The organism is Thalassotalea nanhaiensis, assembly GCF_031583575.1.
Taxonomy (GTDB): Bacteria; Pseudomonadota; Gammaproteobacteria; order Enterobacterales; family Alteromonadaceae; genus Thalassotalea_A; species Thalassotalea_A nanhaiensis.
This window is the reverse complement of sequence record NZ_CP134146.1, coordinates 957,922-977,571: the sequence shown is the minus strand read 5'-3', so window position 1 is coordinate 977,571 and position 19,650 is coordinate 957,922. Positions and strand designations below refer to the sequence as shown.

The window sequence follows — 19,650 nt, the reverse complement described above, 5'->3', positions numbered from 1 at the left end:
TGTTCGCTCATATCTGCCAGTCAACTTTAGCTATGTATTATAATTCATAGCTAAAGATACCGAAGAAACTAAGATAATCAATATAACAGCTATCAATAGACCTCTAACGATATATCCCCATCCGACCCAACTTGCATTAAACGCACACTGCCACATACCAACGGCTACCCAAATACTGTAAGCGATGCTAAATACGATTAAAAGAATAATAGAAAAATGTCCTAAACCAGGTGCTATATTTTCAACAGAAAAGTTTAATATGGCTCCGATTAAAATGTTCTGAATCCAAAACACTTGCCATAATTTGTTCTTTCCGTTGAAGTTGTTTTTGATGATATCCATATTCAATTAGCTTTAATTATTCCATATATGTAGTTGGATTTTGATAGCCTTTTAATCGCTTATTCTTACCCTTGGCTTTTTGCGGCTAATTCTATTTTTGCCGAATAAGCCACTAACAATAGATATACAAACATGAAGGTAGGATACAGATAAAAAACACCAGTTAAGTCAGCAATATAAAATGACGAAAAAGCAAAAGTGAATGCAACGCCAGTGAAAAATTGCCCTTTAGCAGAATAGCCCTGCCAAAAGCCTTTAGTTGCTACGCCCTTGTAATGTCGATATGCATTGTAAAATATTGCTAACACAATTAACAACATCAATAGCTTTAGAAAATCCATTACTTAATTCCTATTAATGAGTAACTCATACTCGCTCAAAGTTGCCTGAGGCAAAACTTAAAACATTTGTAATTACAATACATGATGTTATTGTACTTTAATACAATTTCCTGAAGTTGCCACGGGCAACTTTGAGCGATTCGGAGTCATTCAAAAACTACCAGAGAAGGGGTATCATTTGAATCTTGAAAAAATAAAAAGAGGGATTTATGCCGTTCTATTATTGCCCGCATGCATAATATCGTTGCTAATGTGTATATTGCTGTTGTGGTTTATCCCCAATAGATTTAATGGAACTTTTGGTTTTGAAGATTTACTTGGAATCTTGTTTTTACTTTCGCTCAGTTCTATTGGAATAGCATTAATTGTCATGGCAATAAAATCTGTTCTTCAATTTCCCAAAATATCGAATTTAACTTTTATCTCTTGTGTTATTGGTGGTGGATTATTTTTCATTTTCGCAGAGTTTATGTACTTTGGAAACAATCCTTTAGATATGCCAGTGCTTCTATATTCAGAACTAAGCTTATTTCTGGCCTGTGTATTAGTAGCCTATGAGTACCTTAAGCCAAATGAATGTTCAAATTTTCAGCTCCCTTCTTCGGCTAGCCCTTTTCAGAAGCTCATTAATAATTTATTTTTTTAGGTTGGTCATCTATTAATTGCCTAAATAGAGCGATAAGCGGAATTTTATAAAGGATTATTAATGACTAAGATTAAAAAGAGAATCGTGGATATTATTGTCTTAATTATCCCTATGATTTGTATTGCGGCTTATTACTCAAACATTCTTGATAAAGAGCGAGATAAAAAAGAGCTTCTTTATAATTACTTTATCCAAAGTCAAGAAGATAAGATTGTTGATAAGGCACGGTATTATAGGCTTTTGAAAGATATCGAATGCCCACAAAAGGGCGTGAATGGAAACGAAAATGAAGTTTTAATTCTAGCTTTAGAGCTTTATAAAGACAGTATCAGTAGTTATTTAAAAGATGATGATATATCGGAGAAAACCAAATCAATTATACGTAATTCTCTCAATTTTGTCCCTTGCAAGTGAGCTTTAAAACCGCCTCCTAATGGCACTTAGCGGACCCACAGCATCACTGAAGGAGGTCCCTCATCTCGTTCCACTCGTGGGGGATGACGGAGTATTTTCTCTACTTACTTTATATGACGGCGTACTTTCTCTACTTCCGCTCGGGGCATATTGTAGATCCTAAAACAAGTTCAGGAGGCCAAAACTTTCATACCCACAATACCATTAATGTGTTCTCCAATGTACGAACTCCCTTTCGGGAGTTACGTATTTATTAATATTAAATTATTGGCAATTAATATCAGCGTTTTGTGCAGAGTTTGGCTCAAGTTTAATACCGGCGAATGATAGCGATACTTCATCGTTACTCGATATTACAAAAGCCTTATTTACTCTTGCCATATTAGTACCATTTTGAATAAAGCAGTTTAAATCAACACTGAATTCTTGCCACTCGTTTACAGCCATAGCAGCAAATTGTGAACTAATATCTACAGCGCCGAAGCAGTCTTCTTCACAGTGCATTTCGAGCATTACCTTAGCCGTAGTTACATCTTCTTTGCGAATTGCGAATGAAATTGCAGCCTCGCTTTCTACATACGAGCGTAAATCTTCAACAAAATTGCTTGCTAAACTTACCTCGCCTTTGCCATTGCCTGTAAACGTAACCGTGCGTGCATCTTCTTGGATATCTTTATCCATGGTTTTAAGTGTTATTGCCGGTAACTCAATAATAGAGCTTGTTACCGGTTCAGATTGTTCATCTGAAGAAACAGTCAATTGCCACGGCGCTTTTGCAGTTTGTTCAAATAACACCAACTCTTTATTAACGTTGTTTGCTTGCGCTACAACCTCGTTAAGATCACTTTCCAAGACATTTTCGTCGCCGTATTTCAAACCAAAACCATATGGTAATAATGGCTTATAGTTTTCATCATGTCGGTTTAGCACAGCTTGAGTTGCTGAGTTTGGCCATGAAAAAGACAACTTACCGGTAAAGTCATAATTGATAGATCCATCAGCTTTAGTAAATAATACTTCACTCACCCCAGCTCCTTCACTTCCTGGCAACCAGGCAGCAACAAAAGCATTTGAAGCGTTTAATTCAGCATTTACCCACATAGGACGACCAGAAATAAACACTGACACAACGGGTATACCTTGTGCTTTTAGTTTGTTTAATAATGCTAAGTCTGTTTTATTACCACGCTGATAATCTAAATTATCTATATCGCCTGTGCCTTCTGCATATGGCTCTTCACCAAATACAACAATGGCAACATCAGGTTTAGCTGTATATTCACCTTCAACCGACAATTCAATGTTACCGCCAGCAGCACTTACCACTTGTTCAAAGCCACTGTAAATAGAGCTTCCACCAGGGAAGTCTGAGTTTTCATTACCAGTACCTTGCCATGTTATAGACCAACCCCCGGATTGCTTACCGATATTATCGGCGCCATCACCCGCAACCAAAATATTTGTTTTAGGGTTCAGTGGTAGTATATTGCCTTGGTTTTTCAGTAACACTAACGATTCTCTTACGGCTTGGCGAGCAACATCTCTATGCGCTTGCGCACCAATTAATTCCACCTTACCTGACACAGCTCTATTCGCTGGGCTCGGCTTGTCAAATATTCCAGCACGCAGTTTTACTCTTAAGATACGACTTACAGCATCATCAATACGTGCTTGTGGGATTTCGCCTGATTTAACTTGCGAGATAGTGTTTTCATACAATGGTTTCCACGCATCGGTTGGTACCATAAAAATATCTAAACCGGCATTAATGGTTTGACTACAGTTTTCATTCGTACAACCAGGGATTTGTCCATGACCGTTCCAATCACCAACAACAAACCCATCAAAGCCCATTTTGTCTTTTAAAACCGTGGTTAAAAGGTATTTATTGCCGTGATTTTTTTCACCATGCCAGCTATTAAAAGATGCCATAACAGACTGTGCACCAGCAGTTAAACCGCCAACATATCCCTGACCATGAATATCAAATAATTCTTGCTCACTGGCAATATTGTTACCTTGATCATCGCCGCCTTCAGTGCCGCCATCACCCAAGAAATGCTTAACCGTAGATATTACGCGACTATCACCTAAAAAGTCTTTATCAGGATGCCCTTGTAACCCTTTCACTATTGATGCGGAATATTCACGAACAATCTCAGGATCTTCCGAGTATCCTTCGTAGGTGCGTCCCCAACGGTCATCTCTAACAACGGCTACCGTTGGCGCGAACACCCAGTCAATACCGGTAACCATAACCTCGGTAGCTGTTATTGCAGCAATTTTCTCGATAAGCTCTGGATGGTTGGCAGCTCCTAAACCAATATTGTGTGGAAATAACGTAGCACCAATAACATTGTTATGGCCATGCACTGCATCTGTGCCCCATATGGTTGGGATACTATTGCCATCTATCGAATCGTCGATTGATGCTTGATACATATCTTCTGCTAGTTTAATCCAATCACTTGGGGTTGCATGTTTATCGTTATTAGGAAATGCGCCACCACCATTTAAATAAGAGCCAAACCCGTAGGTGCGCATATCTTCTACCGTGATATCGCGAATTTCCGGTTGGATCATCTGCGCGACCTTTTGCTCAAGTGTCATAGTTGACAATATGTCTTTTATTTTTTGCTCAAGGACATCATCTCGTTTAACGGGTATATCGAGCGTTGGCCAAATATCAATATTATGCTGAAGTTTAGCTGCAGCATCGTCTGTTCTCTCAACATGACTTTCTTCTGACTGCTCTTTAGAGCAACCAACAACAGCGATAATAAGAGTAGGTAGTAATAATTTTAATTTTAAATTTTTCATAATTTAGCTCTGCTATTCTGCGATTAATGTTGCTTTGGGTTTTGAACCGACCAAACCATAATATGCAATGAATACATAACAAATAATTGGTAAGAAGAAAGACGCTTGTAAGCCAATTGAATCAGCAAAAACGCCCTGTAGAACGGGTACTAAAGCTCCCCCCACAATTGCCATACATAAAATTCCTGAGCCTTGTGAGGTGTGTTTACCTAAACCGATAACCGCTAAGCTGAAGATTGTAGGGAACATAATTGAGTTAGCGAAACCAACCAATATGATAGACCACATAGCAAGTGCGCCAGACCCTAACATCGCCATTAATACAAGTACACAAGCCGCAAACGCATTAAAGGCTAAGACTTTACCTGCAGGTAAAAATTGCATTACCAAGGCACCTAAAAACCGGCCTGCCATTGCACCGCCAAAGTAATAAACTATATACTTCGCGGCTTCAGCTTCTTCTAAACCAGCAATGTGTGTTTCTCCTAAAAAGTTAACTAAAAAACTGCCAATAGAGACTTCAGCACCGACATAAACGAATATACCTACCGCACCTAAAGCAAGGTGAGAAAACTGTAAAGCACTACCATCTATTTGCGGTTTTTCTTCAGTTTCTTCTTCGGCGGCAATATGAGGAAGCTTTAACCAAGCAAAAACTGCCGCCAATATTAATAGCATTGCCGCTAACATAACGTAAGGCATTTGCACTGCAGCTGCTTTTTCTTGAGCACTAGCAACCCCTTCAACAGCTTCATTTAAAATTAAGTAAACACCAAAATAAGGAGCAACAGTTGTACCTAAAGAATTAAACGCCTGAGTAAGTGTTAAACGGGAAGATGCTGTTTTAGGGTTACCTAAGCTACTTACATAAGGGTTGGCTGAAACCTGTAATAAAGTAATGCCAGACGCTAACACAAAGAACGCCATCAAAAATACTGGGTAACTGTGCATTGAAGCAGCGGGATAAAACCCTAAACAACCTAGTGCAGCAATCATCAAACCGATAACAATACCGCGTTGAAAGCCAAAGCTTTTAACGACTTTGCCAGCTGGAATTGAAACAATAAAGTAAGCGCCAAAAAAGCAAAATTGCACCAACATCGCTTGTGCATATGATAAATCAAATATTCCTTTTAAATGCGGAATTAAAATATCATTTAAACAGGTGATAAAACCCCACATAAAAAATAATGATGTTAGGGATACTAGGGCAAAATTGTAGTTGCCTGTAGATTGAGATGATATGTTACTTTCCGTTGACGGAATCGTTGCACCAGCCATAATGTTTCCTCTGTAACCTCTGCTTGGGTCTCAAATATAAGGTAAAAAAGATGTTTACCCAGTTTTTAGCGTTTGTTTGCGGTTAAATGTTGACCTTTTGTTATTTTAACGTTAACCTCAAACATGTAAGCGCTTTCATTTATACCACAAAATTGCTCAATAGCAATTTTTTTTAACAAGATAATGTAAGCGCTTTCATGAGTTATATAACAATAATAAGAATGACAACAATAATAAACTTACGTACCTAGCTAGCATTTACCTAGCTACTGTTGAGCCGTAAGACGCTAATATTCCTAGACTGTTTACAGGTTTGATGGTCTAGGAATAATTTATAATAAATTAAAACAGGACTTGTCGTCTGATATGAAAATCTCGTTACCACAACGCTCAAAAATGCTAAGCAAAAATTTTCTCTATGGTGTTGCTACTGCATCTTTTCAGATAGAGGGAGGCATTAATTCTCGATTGCCATGTATTTGGGACACCTTCTGCCAAAAAGAAGGCACAATTTCAGACAAAAGTGATGGCAGCATTGCTTGTGATCATTACAATTTATGGCAACAAGATATAGAGCTTATTGACAAGTTAGGCGTTGATGCATATCGATTATCTATCTCTTGGCCAAGAGTTATGAATCAAGATGGTAGCGCTAACCAACAAGGCTTAGATTTTTATATTAAATTATTAGATGGCCTTAATGCCAAAGGCATTAAACCTTTTGTAACGCTTTATCATTGGGATTTACCTCAATATTTAGAAGATACCGGTGGTTGGCTAAACAGAGAAACAGCCTATAAGTTTGCTGAGTATGCCAAGTTGGTAACAACAGCATTAGGTAACCGAGTACATTCCTACGCTACATTTAACGAACCATTTTGTAGTGCATATCTAGGTTATGAAGTTGGTGTTCATGCACCGGGAAAAGTTGGTAAAGAATATGGCCGTAAGGCTGCTCATCATATTTTACTTGCTCATGGTTTAGCCATGGATGTGCTTAATAAATATAGCCCTGACAGCATGAATGGTATCGTTTTAAACTTTACTCCTGCTTACCCTGCAACTGACTCTCCAGAAGATCTAGCGGCAACTAAATTTGCTGACGATTATAACAATCAATGGTATATCAAGCCGTTATTTGATGGCCGTTATCCTGATACTATTGATTTGCTAGACGATGCTCATAAGCCTGACATCGTTGACGGAGATATGGACATCATTTGTAAAAAAATGGACTTCTTAGGCGTTAACTTTTATACCAGAGAAGTGTTTAAAGCAGATGCAGTTGAACCATTTATGGTTATTCCGCCAGAGAATGTTCCCCTTACAGATATGGGCTGGGAAATATACCCGCAAGCGTTTACTGAGTTGTTAACCAGTTTAAATGAAAAATATCAGCTGCCGCCTATTTATATCACTGAAAATGGTTGTGCTATGCCTGACACCATTGAAAACGAGCAGGTCGACGATCAAAACCGCATTGCATATTACCAACAACATTTAAATGCATTGCATGACGCCATAGAACAAGGCGTTAACGTAAAAGGTTATTTTGCTTGGAGTTTAATGGATAATTTTGAATGGGCTCTAGGCTACAGTAAACGTTTTGGTATAGTCTATGTAGATTATGAAACTCAGCAGCGTACTGTGAAGGCAAGCGGTCAAGCATACAGCGACCTACTTGCGCAAAGATCGTAACCAGCTTGGTATAAAACATATAATAATTAAAATACAAAGGGGCTGAAATGCTATCAGTAAAAGAAAAAGTTGCTTATGGATTAGGTGACACCGCCAGTAATATTATTTGGCAAACGGTAATGATGTTTTTATTGGTTTATTATACCGATGTTGTAGGCTTGGCCCCTGCTGCCGTTGGTACCATGTTTTTATTGGTACGTGTTGTTGATGCTATAACAGATCCATTAATGGGCGCTGTTGCCGACAGAACGCGCACAAAGTATGGTCAGTTTCGCCCTTACCTAGTATGGCTGGCTCTTCCGTTTGGTTTAATTAGTGTACTTGCCTTTACCACACCTGATTTTTCAGAAAGTGGTCGTTTAATATATGCATTTGTAACCTACACATTATTAATGATGGTTTACACTGCTATTAATATCCCTTACTCGGCTTTAGGTGGTGTGCTTACTGCCGATCCTAAAGAGCGAGTTACGGTACAAACTTATCGTTTTATTTTTGCCATGTTGGGTGGAGCGTTTATCGCCGCATGTACTATGCCAATGGTAGAGTACTTTGGTAATGGCGACAATGCCAAAGGCTATCAATACACCATGATCGTAATGAGCATCATGGGCGTCATTATGTTTTTACTCTGTTTCGCCGGAACTAAAGAACGTATCGTCACACCGATTAGTCAAAAATCAAGCTTTAAAGAAGACTTCAAATCACTTTGGCAAAATGATCAATGGCGTGTTTTATGTTTAGCTGCAGTGTCTTTACTAACCGGGCAAATATTGCGTTTTTCGTTATCTGTTTATTACGTAAAATATTTTCTTGGGCGTGAAGATTTAGTGTCTGCTTTTATCACTTTAGGGATGATTGGTAGTATCGCAGGTGTTGCTATTGCTCAACCGTTAGCCAAAAAAGTCTGTAAAATTAAGGCCTACATAACCTTACAAACCATTGCCGCAATAATTTGTGCCTTGAGTTACTTTATTGGTAGCGAGCAAATCACCTTGGCATTTGTGGTGTTTTTCTTATGGCGCTTTTTCCTTGAGATGGCGACTCCATTATTATGGGCTAAAATGGCCGACACCATTGATTATGGCCAATGGAAAACCGGCGTTAGAATTACCGGTATTGTCTACTCGTCAGTAGTGTTCTTTATAAAACTAGGTTTAGCACTTGGTGGGGCACTCGCAGGCTGGGCACTTGCATATTATGGCTACCAAGCAGATATGGAACAAACGGAAGAAACTAAACAAGGCATATTGCTATCGTTTACTTTATTTCCTGCAATAGGGTCACTATTGGTTGCATTCATTATGCGCTGGTATATTTTGGATGACAAAAAAGTTGCGGATATACATCAGCAACTTAACCAGGCCACTAGTTAATTTGGCAGCAAACATGGTACAGTGTCGAACAAAAATAAGGTTGTAGTTTTTCTAATAATTATTTAATAACTCTAAGGAATAGCGTTAAATGGCCACAATTTATGAAGTCTCGGAATTAGCAGGTGTGTCACTTGCAACAGTTTCGCGAGTAATGAATAACAATGCAAAGGTAAGTGAAAAAACACGAACTAAAGTATTACAGGCCATGGATGAGTTAGGTTACCGTCCTAACTCAATTGCGCAGTCGTTAGCATCTAACCGTACCAACAGTGTTGGTGTGTTAGTTTCAGAATTACATGGTGGCTTCTTCGGATTCATTATGGACGGTATTGAAAACGAACTGCGCTTAGCCAACAAACACATTATTATTACCACCGGCCATAGTGATGAAGCTCAAGAAAAAAGTGCCATTGAGTTTTTAATTAGTCGAAAATGCGATGCGTTAATTTTACTAACAGACTCAGTGGATGATGATTACCTTGTTAGTATTTCTAAAACTATTCCTACAGTACTTGTTAACCGAAAAGTTGATGAAATGGCCCAAAACTGCATCAGTTTAAATAACGAACTAGGTGGTTATTTAGCGACAAAAGCATTGATAGAAAAAGGGCATAAAGATATTGCCTATATTTCTGGTCCAGACTGGAAAGTTGACTCTCATGATCGCCTTGTAGGTCACCAACGAGCACTTGCCGAACATGACATTACCTATCAAAATGATCTTTTTTATCAAGGTGATTTTAATGAAGGTACTGGTTTTGAAGGCTATAACGAGCTAACCGCCGCGCCGACAAAGTTTACAGCGATTGCATGTGGTAACGATGAAATGGCATCAGGTGCGATGAAAGCAGCTAGAAAGCAAGGCTTAAATTTACCTAAAGACTTATCTATCGTTGGATTTGATAACAACATGTTTGCCAGCTATTTATATCCTGAGCTAACCACCATAGATAACTCGGCATATTTAATGGGTAAGATGGCAACTGATATCATATTGAAAAACGTTTATAAACAAGATGATATTGCTATTCAAAATGTGTTTGAGCCAAAACTCATAACTCGAAACTCTATCGCTACCAAGTAATTTGTTATTTAAAAGCAAATACCATATTTATTATAAATGTGTTTAATCAGGCTGATGTAGCGGTATTTCCCATGCATCGCCTGCATCATTTAGTTTTCCGTTCATTTGCTCTATAACAACACGGTCAACAATACTTAAACCTCGATCAGCCATACCATGAAGGGTATCTTCACCGTCTATGTTTGGCGTTCTATCCTTAAAGTTACGCCGTGTTCTGTGTATCCAATACGTATCTGACAAATGATATTGTTCGAATGCTTTTTCAACACTTTTTTTACCTATCATAAACCCTAATAATCCGCCCCAAGTTGCCGTTGGGTTATCAGAATCCCAACCAACTAAAGTACCAATTTGAATCGTACGCTTTATATCACCTTCACCATAGAAAAGGCTCACTAAACTTGCCGCAAAATTAATTCCAGACTCGAATGGGTCTTTATAATTATATCCATCAAGTTTTTCTATTTGATAACGTAAGTAAACAGCGTCGCGGGTTTTTTCCCAGTTATTTTTATCTGGGTTGGTGTCATATGATTCTTTAATAAAGTCATACATTTTTGCAACAACAGAGGAGTCTGGCAAATATTGTCTTGCTTGCTTAGCAAGCCATTGAGTTTGCGTTTTCATCGATTGACGATTATCAACATTAGCAGCCAAAGAATGCATAACAACATAAAATTCTGCGGCCAACTGAGCATCATATTTAGCAGATGTTCTTATTGGCAAATGAGCAATTTTTAATGCCACATCAGCTCTCGCAGGTGCTAACAAGCCAAAAACCTCGGTTGTTAATTGCGCATCTATCATCATATATTTGTTATTATTTTCAGGTTCGCTAGTATGAGGCGGTAGCATGCCTTGCTCCATTAAAATCCTAGCTTGTTGATTTGATTCCCATAAAAAGTTTTCTTGCATCGGTTTTGAGTCAGCAAACTTTTTAAAAAGTGGAGCATCTGTTTCAGAATAGATATGTGTTAACCAGCCCTTTCGTATCTGCTCTGCACTGAGCAAACTAGTCTTGTGCTGTTCATGTAAATACTGATACATATACTCTATATCTGTATCGTCGTCAGCCCCCCATGGTTTACCTTCTTGTTGAAAGTAAAAATCAATAATATCTGAATGGGGCACTCCCTCACCCCATATTGCCGGTAAATCTTTTCTTCCCCAGTCAGTATCGGTATAAAATGGCATAGTATCAGGTGTGCCGACTTTATCCATTTCAGTAATTAATCCGGTCCAATTGGCGATATTTTGCCCTAGCCAAAAACCGTGCAACTTTTCCTTATATTCACTCTTTTTAATGACAATTGTTTCAGCCGTTGGTTTTAATTGATGAGTATCATTGTGATCTGAGCAAGCCCAAATAGCATTGAGGAAAGTAAAATAAAGGATACTTTTAAATACGTTCATCTAACAACCTCAATGTTCAATCGGTTAAATAAAATGAATGATTATTGCAGTTTAACTTTAGCAAATACGCTGGCATCGATATAACCTAAGTTTTTATCGCCATTTTTCGGTTTAATATCATGTGAGCCAACAAAATGTTCACGTACCTTGCTGCCATCATTATCACAATAGGCCAACATAAAACCAACCACCTTACCTTTCGATAAAGTCACTGGCGTATGCTTACCCGTTAAGCTGAAACTATCATCGTATAAACTTATGGCAAGCTCCCAGGTAATCGAATAGGGCTTTGTTTCGCTGCGCTGCCACCTACTTTGCACATGTTCATTAAGCAAAATGAAGTTGGTACTGCCGTCGGGATTATTGGGGCCTATATCAGCTACTTGATTGTCTAATGCGACATGATAAGCAAAAGCATTAAAACTAAATTGATGGTTTCCACCAGAGGCATCTTCATCGATAAAAACCTCTAAGCTGTCATCATCCCAATACTTTTCAGTGGGGTTTGCGTATTGATCGAACAATACATCGTCGTTAAGTTCAGCCATTAAATATAAATACTGTTCATCCCAAAGCAATTTATACCGCCCAGAGAAGTCATCAGAGCTAGGGTACTCCCCAACAATATGTTTATCTAACGCTAACCATGGGGCATTTTTCCAAGCTGGTTCAGTGGCAACACCATCAATCACAATTGCAGATTCGGCTTTGTTCACACTTACTAGATTTTCGTCAGCAACACCTAGTGTTGAAATAAATAAGCCTGACAAAACTATCACTTGGTTTAATGACGGTACTTTCATCATGCTTCTCCATTTTTAATATAAGAAACAATCTGCCCTAAAACAGACGCTTGCGAGTGATTAGCATCAACAACAAAAACATCACTCTCATCATTGGGACGTTGCAAGGCAGAAAACTGGCTTGCAAGTAACTCCTCTTTAAAGAAATGTGAGGGTCTATTTTTCAACCGTACCTGTAACTGTTGTTCATCCACGTCTAAAAAAACAAAACGGGTATTAAAACCCAGCTGTCTAAATTTTTCCCGGTGCTCTGCTCTAAGGCCAGAGTATGCCAACACGCAATCATTTTTCTTAATAAACTCTGTTTCTAAGCAGGTGCACATTTCATCTATCCAGGGTTCCCGTTGTTTATCTGTTAGCGGTATGCCCTGCGCCATTAATTCGATAGCCTCTTCAGAATGAAAATCATCTGCTTCAAAATACTTATAACTACACTGTTTGCTAATTTGCCTGCCAATAGTTGATTTACCACAACCACTAACTCCCATTATAATGATCAGCTCTGGTGGCAATGGTAGTAACACTTGTACTTGATAGGTCTTACCTGCGGTAATGTTAGCAATACGATTAGATGCTTCATAATTACCGTTGATGTGGACTGTTTGTTGGCTTACTTTTTTTGTTTTTAAAATTTCTACATTAAAGGTAGCCCCGTTAAACGCTCGAATAACGTTTAATTTTGACCATTGATTTGGTAGTTGTGGCTTGATCAGTAAATCGCCTTTGTTGCCCACCAGACCTGCTATACCTTCAATCACACAGCGATAGAACCAAGATACTGTCCCCGTATTAAATAACTGACTTGAACGCCCTGCAGTTCTTGGGTGTTGATAAAAAGCCCCGCGATAATAATTAGGAATAAAATTAGGTAATTGTCCACGCTGGATAAAATTATCGTCCGGTAGCATTTTTCTCATTACCGAAAACGCTTTTTCAGCTTCGCCAATTTTAAATAGACTGTATGCGTAAAAAATTGCCGCATGGTTATAGATAGAGCCGTTTTCGGCGGTGCCCGGAAACTTTTGAGTAAGCCTGCCAACGTTTTCGCGCATTTTGGTATAACTCGGCGCCAACATCATTGTGCCAAATGGAGTGTTTAATTGCAGTTCTATTTGAGCAAGCAATTTAGCTTTATTCTCAGTAGAAACTGCTCCTGAAAGTATTGCCCAACTTTGTGGATTAAGATAAATTCTCCCTTCTGTGTCATCGCCAACGCCAAAGCTAATATTATCATCGGAGATCCCCCTGCTATACCACTGCCCTTCCCAACAATGTTTATTCACCGCTTGATTAAGGAAACCAGCAAAAAAACTGTATTTTAGATTGATGTCAATTTGATAGTCAGCACAAACATCAACCCAAGTATTTATCGCATAAGCGCTTGCTAAGGTAAGCCAAGTAGATACTCCTTTACCTTTATAGCCAACCATATTCATCGGGTCGCACCAATCCCCCTGAGCAATATAACTAAGCCCTCGTTCATCACATGAGGCGACTAACCAGTCTAACGCCAGCTCAATATGCTGTTTAATGGTTTGGGTACTTTTATTATCAGCAAAGGGCACTAATTCATCTAATAAGCTAATGTCATTGGTTTCATTTAAATATGCTTGAATGCAAATTGGCAGCCATACACAATGATCGGTATGTGGCACTTGATTAATGTATTTTAAGCTGGCATCAGGGTGGATCAAAATACCATCTGGCATCTCTCCTGTCTGATTTTGTTGGCTTAATGCAGTAATGAATGCCTGACGAGCTGTTTGAGGCGAAATATAGCTCATGCCCAGATTATCTTGTAAATAATTACGAGTTTGCGGATCGGTTGTTAAGCGGTTTACATCACCATGATAAAACACCTGTCTGGGCAGCCAATAATTGACAAACTGATCGAAAACCGTATCGCCAGATTCAATATTTATTGGTCCAGAGCTTTGCTTTATATATTGTTCATAATTATGTTTTTCTTGCTCGAACAAGTTTGATGTACCAAAGTATTTATCCCTTATATCAGCAATTTGTTGGTTATGTTCTGCAGGCCCAAATAAAAAGCGATAACTCTTACTTTGCTTAGCTTTGAAACTTTCTTGATATTGCATCACCGCGGCAGGTACTTCGTACAATGAATTAATTTGCTCTAATGTCTCTGCTTTTATACCTTCAGGAAAAGATACGTCGCTATTGCCCTCAAACACCTTCTGATTACAGCACCATGATGTAGGCTTGGTATCAGCGATTAAATAAGTTTTATCTTTTAAATTTGTTCGTTCAAAGTATTCTTCAACCTTTTGGTATGGGCTGATACAAGTCGCTACAATGGCATTTAATTCAGGCAGAAAATCTGCTGATTGATTCATCCATGACATATAACCAACAGTAAAATAAGGGTAAATACTTACGTTTCGAGCTTTACTGTCTAAGTTGCTTACCGTTAATTCCCACATTTCAATCGCATCAGATTCACTAAGGCTTACCGTGATTTTAACGGAAATATTCAGCGCTTCGATGTGCCAACTAATGTCATGTTGACCAGCCGAAAAACAAAAATAATCGAGAGACATTTTGGCAGGAGCAAAAGGTGCTGAAAATACTTCACCAGTATCTTCATCTTTAATATAAAAAAATCGACCCGGATGATTTGCATAATACGCATGCTCTGGCTGCATAAAGGTTTTAGCTTCCAAATTTGGGGCATAAGCGTATTTACTTGGCTCTGGTTGCATAAACTGTCCAACAGCATAACCACGACAATTAAATTGCACCATCATTTGTTTATTCCACAAAAAACTGCCTGCTTCAGGCATTTTTGTTGGGCTGTACAGCTCTATTCGTTGTCTTGTGTCATCTACAAAAACCAGTTTATTTGTTGGTTTATACATTCTTGGCAAGCTCTTTCGCTATGGTATGTTTTTGCATATTAAGCTTGTCTTGTATATCGACAACATTACGATCGCTTAATGGATAAAAGCGGATCACAAACACTGAAATTAACGCAAACATTGCAGGCAATAACGTCATTAATAATACAATGCCGTGCTGTGACTCCAAGCTTTGAACTTGATTGGCAACATAGCCTAAACTCGCGAGTAACCATCCCATCATAGCCCCAGCCAATGCGCCCCCTAACTTTTGTGCAAAAGCGGCTGCTGAAAAAATCATTGCCGTTGCTCTGCGCCCGGTTTTCCATTCAGAAAAATCAGCAGTATCGGCATACATAGAAAAGACTAATGGTGACTTAGGCCCTAAACAAAAACCAATGCCAATTTGCAGGGTAAATATAAGCCAGAGCTGATCTTTTGACACAAAATAAAACAATGTCGACAATACGGTAACCGCAATCATCAAAATGAACAGTAATGTTTTTTTATCACAAAGTTTGGTCAGTAATGGCGTGCTCGCAGCACCTACAGCCAAAGACAACATATACGCTAAGCTGAAGCTACCAATTAAGTCTTCTCGTTCAACAAAATACTTAAAATAAAACGTGCCAGAACTACCGCGCAACGTAATGGTCATCATGATAATTAATGCCAATGAAAATAATATCAGCCAAGGTTTATTATTGAATAAGTCTTTGATGTCTTGGAGCACGGGTGTGCTTTTAGTGGCTACTGGTTGAATACGTTCAGTGGTAGAAATAAAACTGATAAAAAACAGAACACCGGCAACGATGCCGTAGGTTAGCATGGTTAATTGCCAACCTAACACTTGATCATTACCGCCATAAAAGCTCACTAGCTCCGGCGTTAAATACGCAACTAAACTTCCTCCTGAAAAGGCACCAATAAAGCGAAAGCTGGTTAACAGCGTACGCTGTTGACTATCACCGGTGATCACACCAAGCAACGCACCGTATGGCACATTAATAAACGTATAGGCCAACATCATGAATATATAAGTACAATAGGCCCAAATTAACTTACCACTGTCATCTAAGTCAGGTACTGTGAAGGTTAATACGCCAGCGGCTGCGATTGGAATAATTCCCCAAAGTAAGTATGGCCTGAATTTTCCCCAGCGAGTTTTTGTTCGGTCAGCTACAGCGCCCATCAATGGATCAGAAAACGCATCAATTAACCGGGTTACCAGCATCATGGTACCTACAGCAGCAGCAGATAGCCCAAATACATCGGTATAGAAAATGAAGAGAAATACGTCAAAAACGCGCCAATAGAAATTAGACGCAACATCGCCACAGGCATAACCTGCACTCTCTTTTATTGAAAATTTATTATTTTGTTGTGAGTTCATTGATTGTTCACTAATTTATTAAACACAAAATGTAAGCGCTTACATATACGTTAACAATTAATTTACAATTTGTAAACTGCCGTGATTAAAAATAGAAAAAGCCAGCGTTAAATACCAAGTTCATTTAAAAATAAAATTGGCATTAGCTGACTTTAAAGAAAGGTGTTAAATGTTAAATTAGAACGTTATTGGTGCACTTTTACTATATACCTTTACTGGCACTGACATTTGCTTGGCAATGAGTTGTGAGGGTTGATTATTATCAACAGGAAAAGCTTCAATTACATATCTTAATGGAGTATTAGCATCATCGCTATCAAATGGAAAACAAGTTACCAGTAATAATCGTTCAAAATCAGTTTGTACAATGTCATCTTTGTTAATATCAATCACGCTGATCTTATTTATTTTATAGCGATGCTGTACGCCAGACATACTTTCAAGTACTACATTTTCTGTTGGGTTTAAATATTGCAATAAACTAAAATGAGTATCTCGGTGTCCAGAGATGACTAAAGTGCCCTCTTCACCGGGTTGTGCACTTAAGTGACTTAAGCCAGGACCAAAAGCCAAAGCTTGTCCCGAGTCTCCCGCCAAAACAATATGCTCATCATCTAAGGTTGGAAAGTGAATTTTTGCCACAGGATGGCTGTCAAACCAAGGCCATGGCTTTGCAACGTTGCTGACGTCACTTTTTTGCCAAGCCTGGCTTAATAGATACTGAGCCGTATACGCCTTAATGTGAATGAAAGACGCACTGGCGATACAACCTAACGAAATTAATACAGATAAAATCTTCATTATTTTGGCAGCGCTTATGTTTTTTGTTTCAGTCGATTTCTGACTGGCTGAGCTGCAATTCAATTTTGACAAATCGGTTACTGGAATAAATTTAATATCACTCATACTTATTCCTTAATCTTCTTTGATTTGTTGCTCAGAGTTAATTGCTGGTATTGACGCCTCGTTCGAGTTGCTAACATGCATAAGCCGGTGATCAATAACATTAACAACCCTACTTTAAATAAAACATTAGCATTGGTTGCGGTTTGAGCTAATGGGATTTTTTGAGTTGAACCTTTTGGCATAGCATTAGCCACAGGGCGTTTTTTCAAAATGTCAGCAAGCGTTCTGCTTGGCGTTTTTTCCACGGCAACAAAACTGGTGTACTTGGAAAGCAAACGGTTACTAATTGCTATGTCTGTAATTTTATTAATGATGCCTTGCTTCTCATTTTTTTCATCCGTGTCATATAGTTCGTAATTGAGATGTTTTATTTTTTGTCTCGCCCACCATGTTGCTATTCCTGATTGTGTCATTGCATTATTAACGGGCATATCTTGTAACCAAAGTTGTTGGTTGATTTCACCACTTACAGTCATCTTTGCAGAGTTATTTAGTAAAGAGTTTGAAGGCCAACGAGCGCTTATGATGAGTGGCTCTGTCGCATATAAGTCAGGAATTTTTTTCGGTAATAGTTCAACCTGTTCACTGGGCCAATTAATCGTAATATCAGTTAGCATAGGCTGGGCAATACGATTAAATAATTCACTCATTTTTTGCTGGACGGAACCGATATCACCAATGTAATTAAAAGACCCTCTGCCTAGTTCAGCTGCACGCTCCATAAAATGACTATTTGGTGCACTGCCAATGCCAACGGTGTGTAATCTGGAATCATAGAGCTTAGATTTAATGATTCGAAACAATTGCTCTTCGTTGCCCACACTACCATCGGTAATAAACACTATTTGTCTAATAAAGCCAGAAGCAGCAGAATGCCCGGTTGCGGCGTTTAATGCACCGACCATTTCAGTGCCGCCGTTTGCATGCAGGTGGCTAATCCAATTAATCGCTCGATTCACCGACGCTTTTGAAGCAACTTCAGATTGATTAAACAGTGTTGTATAAGTTGAATTGAATTCAATAATGTTAAATTTATCCGTAGGCGTTAATTGCTTAACAGCAAAGTCTAACGCTAATTTTGCCTGCTCAATTGCAACCCCTCCCATTGAGCCAGAAGTATCAATGATATAAATCATCTCTTTTGGAATATTGATATTAGTTTGCGGCGCTGTTGGCGGAGTTATCATGAATAAACCATAATCAAAGCCTTGCTTGCTTTCTTTAAAGTACGCAGCTTGCGGTCTAGCACTTTCTTGTATCGTCCAATTTAGTACAAAATCACGATTCATTTCCACTCTGCTACTGTCTAGCGAAATTTTATGAGTTTGTTCAACGGCTGAGTGATTAATCTTATGGTGTTCGCTTTCAACTTTTGACAAGGGCAAGCCAACATTCAAATTTACTGAGATAGCTGCTTTTTGACCTAAGCTCTCAGACACTTGAAATGGCGTGATTCGAGATGCATCAGGTACGGTAAAAGTATTCACTGACCAGCCAAGCCCTTGTTTTATATCAATGGGGGTAGTTTGTTGTTCTATTTGCTGAGCTGTTTGATGATGTTCATATTCCAGTTTCGCCTCGGTGTACTCTTGTGGAATATATCGGGGGGTTATTGTTAATGGCAGGCGTAAGCTAAATGTGTTGGCAAGTAACGGTACTTGTTGCAAGTAGCTGATTTTAATTTTGATCGACTCTCCAGGGGGAATATTTGCGACCGAGGTAGTAAACAGATTAGGTCTTTCTTGCTCGACTAAGCTGGCTTTCTTTCCTGCTTTTTTGGCAGCTTCGTAAGTTTTCTTTGCCTGTTTTCGCTCTTGTATTTCGGCTTTAATAAACCGCTCCCCAATCCACATTTCCATATCATCAACGGCGACACCTTCAGTCAGGGGAAACACATATATTCCTTCTACCCAATCAGGTGATGTGTTGGTGAAACTTTGAGTCAGAACCACCCTTGCCATCATGGCATTCACATCAACGTTATAGTCACTTGCCGTAACTAAGGAATGCGTTATTCCCTGCTCACTTTTAAGAAATAAGCTGCCTGATTCAATGTTGTTATAGTCTATAGTTTTTGAATATTGGCTTGTAATCTGGTTTGAGTTGGAATTTGTACTCGCGTATACAACAAAGCTACTAACAAGCATAGAGCCAACAATAAGGTAGGTAAGCCAGAGTGCTGAACCGGTTAAATAATGTTTGAATGAGGGTTTAGGTGTCATAAAGTTTCTCCATAAATTGTGATTCAATTTAAGCGAAACTTTATGACAATAGG

Annotated in this window: 15 protein-coding genes; 5 read left to right on the top strand and 10 right to left on the bottom strand. The window is 38.7% G+C overall.

Annotated features, from left to right (window positions below; translation table 11 throughout):
* Positions 1-30: 30 nt before the first annotated feature.
* Both RI845_RS04430 and RI845_RS04425 read right to left on the bottom strand, forming a co-directional pair.
* Entirely contained in the window at positions 31-342 is a 312-nt protein-coding gene (locus RI845_RS04430) for a hypothetical protein (RefSeq protein ID WP_348388543.1), read from the bottom strand.
* A gap of 65 nt (positions 343-407) precedes the next feature.
* Positions 408-683: a hypothetical protein gene (locus RI845_RS04425; RefSeq protein WP_348388542.1), complete on the bottom strand. Its 276-nt coding sequence runs from the start codon at positions 681-683 to the stop codon at positions 408-410.
* Positions 684-861: 178 nt separating this feature from the next.
* Here RI845_RS04425 and RI845_RS04420 point away from each other — a divergent pair, with 178 nt between their 5' ends.
* Together RI845_RS04420 and RI845_RS04415 are read left to right on the top strand one after the other, a co-directional pair.
* Positions 862-1,329 (top strand): hypothetical protein, encoded by a 468-nt coding sequence (locus RI845_RS04420; protein WP_348388541.1) that lies wholly within the window; start codon positions 862-864, stop codon positions 1,327-1,329.
* 60 nt (positions 1,330-1,389) lie between these two features.
* Positions 1,390-1,743, top strand: coding sequence for a hypothetical protein (locus RI845_RS04415; RefSeq protein WP_348388540.1), 354 nt, complete (start codon positions 1,390-1,392; stop codon positions 1,741-1,743).
* 264 nt (positions 1,744-2,007) lie between these two features.
* Here the strand turns inward: RI845_RS04415 and RI845_RS04410 are convergent, their stop codons facing one another.
* Together RI845_RS04410 and RI845_RS04405 are read right to left on the bottom strand one after the other, a co-directional pair.
* Entirely contained in the window at positions 2,008-4,563 is a 2,556-nt protein-coding gene (locus RI845_RS04410; RefSeq protein ID WP_348388539.1) for a glycoside hydrolase family 3 protein, read from the bottom strand.
* Positions 4,564-4,575: 12 nt separating this feature from the next.
* On the bottom strand, positions 4,576-5,844 hold the full coding sequence (locus tag RI845_RS04405) for a sugar MFS transporter (protein ID WP_348388538.1): 1,269 nt from the start codon (positions 5,842-5,844) through the stop codon (positions 4,576-4,578).
* A 366-nt stretch (positions 5,845-6,210) separates the two neighbouring features.
* Here RI845_RS04405 and RI845_RS04400 point away from each other — a divergent pair, with 366 nt between their 5' ends.
* The 3 genes from RI845_RS04400 (at position 6,211) to RI845_RS04390 (ending at position 10,002) form a co-directional block, all read left to right on the top strand.
* On the top strand, positions 6,211-7,542 hold the full coding sequence (locus tag RI845_RS04400; RefSeq protein WP_348388537.1) for a GH1 family beta-glucosidase: 1,332 nt from the start codon (positions 6,211-6,213) through the stop codon (positions 7,540-7,542).
* 47 nt (positions 7,543-7,589) lie between these two features.
* Positions 7,590-8,918: a glycoside-pentoside-hexuronide (GPH):cation symporter gene (locus tag RI845_RS04395; RefSeq protein WP_348388536.1), complete on the top strand. Its 1,329-nt coding sequence runs from the start codon at positions 7,590-7,592 to the stop codon at positions 8,916-8,918.
* Between the two features lie 88 nt (positions 8,919-9,006).
* Entirely contained in the window at positions 9,007-10,002 is a 996-nt protein-coding gene (locus RI845_RS04390) for a LacI family DNA-binding transcriptional regulator (RefSeq protein ID WP_348388535.1), read from the top strand.
* Between the two features lie 42 nt (positions 10,003-10,044).
* On the opposite strand, the gene RI845_RS04385 is transcribed toward RI845_RS04390, so the two are convergent.
* The 6 genes from RI845_RS04385 to RI845_RS04360 all read right to left on the bottom strand — a co-directional run bounded on the left by RI845_RS04385 (position 10,045) and on the right by RI845_RS04360 (position 19,597).
* On the bottom strand, positions 10,045-11,415 hold the full coding sequence (locus RI845_RS04385; protein ID WP_348388534.1) for an ADP-ribosylglycohydrolase family protein: 1,371 nt from the start codon (positions 11,413-11,415) through the stop codon (positions 10,045-10,047).
* Between the two features lie 41 nt (positions 11,416-11,456).
* On the bottom strand, positions 11,457-12,221 hold the full coding sequence (locus RI845_RS04380; RefSeq protein ID WP_348388533.1) for a CBM9 family sugar-binding protein: 765 nt from the start codon (positions 12,219-12,221) through the stop codon (positions 11,457-11,459).
* Complete coding sequence (locus RI845_RS04375; protein WP_348388532.1) at positions 12,218-15,097, bottom strand: gluconokinase, GntK/IdnK-type; 2,880 nt, start codon at positions 15,095-15,097, stop codon at positions 12,218-12,220. The genes RI845_RS04380 and RI845_RS04375 overlap by 4 nt, the downstream gene beginning before the upstream one ends.
* Positions 15,090-16,469 (bottom strand): MFS transporter, encoded by a 1,380-nt coding sequence (locus RI845_RS04370; protein ID WP_348388531.1) that lies wholly within the window; start codon positions 16,467-16,469, stop codon positions 15,090-15,092. Before RI845_RS04370 ends, RI845_RS04375 begins: the two co-directional genes overlap by 8 nt.
* Positions 16,470-16,646: 177 nt before the next feature.
* Positions 16,647-17,375 (bottom strand): class GN sortase, encoded by a 729-nt coding sequence (locus RI845_RS04365; protein ID WP_348388530.1) that lies wholly within the window; start codon positions 17,373-17,375, stop codon positions 16,647-16,649.
* A gap of 2 nt (positions 17,376-17,377) precedes the next feature.
* Entirely contained in the window at positions 17,378-19,597 is a 2,220-nt protein-coding gene (locus tag RI845_RS04360; protein WP_348388529.1) for a marine proteobacterial sortase target protein, read from the bottom strand.
* Between the last annotated feature and the right edge of the window lie 53 nt (positions 19,598-19,650).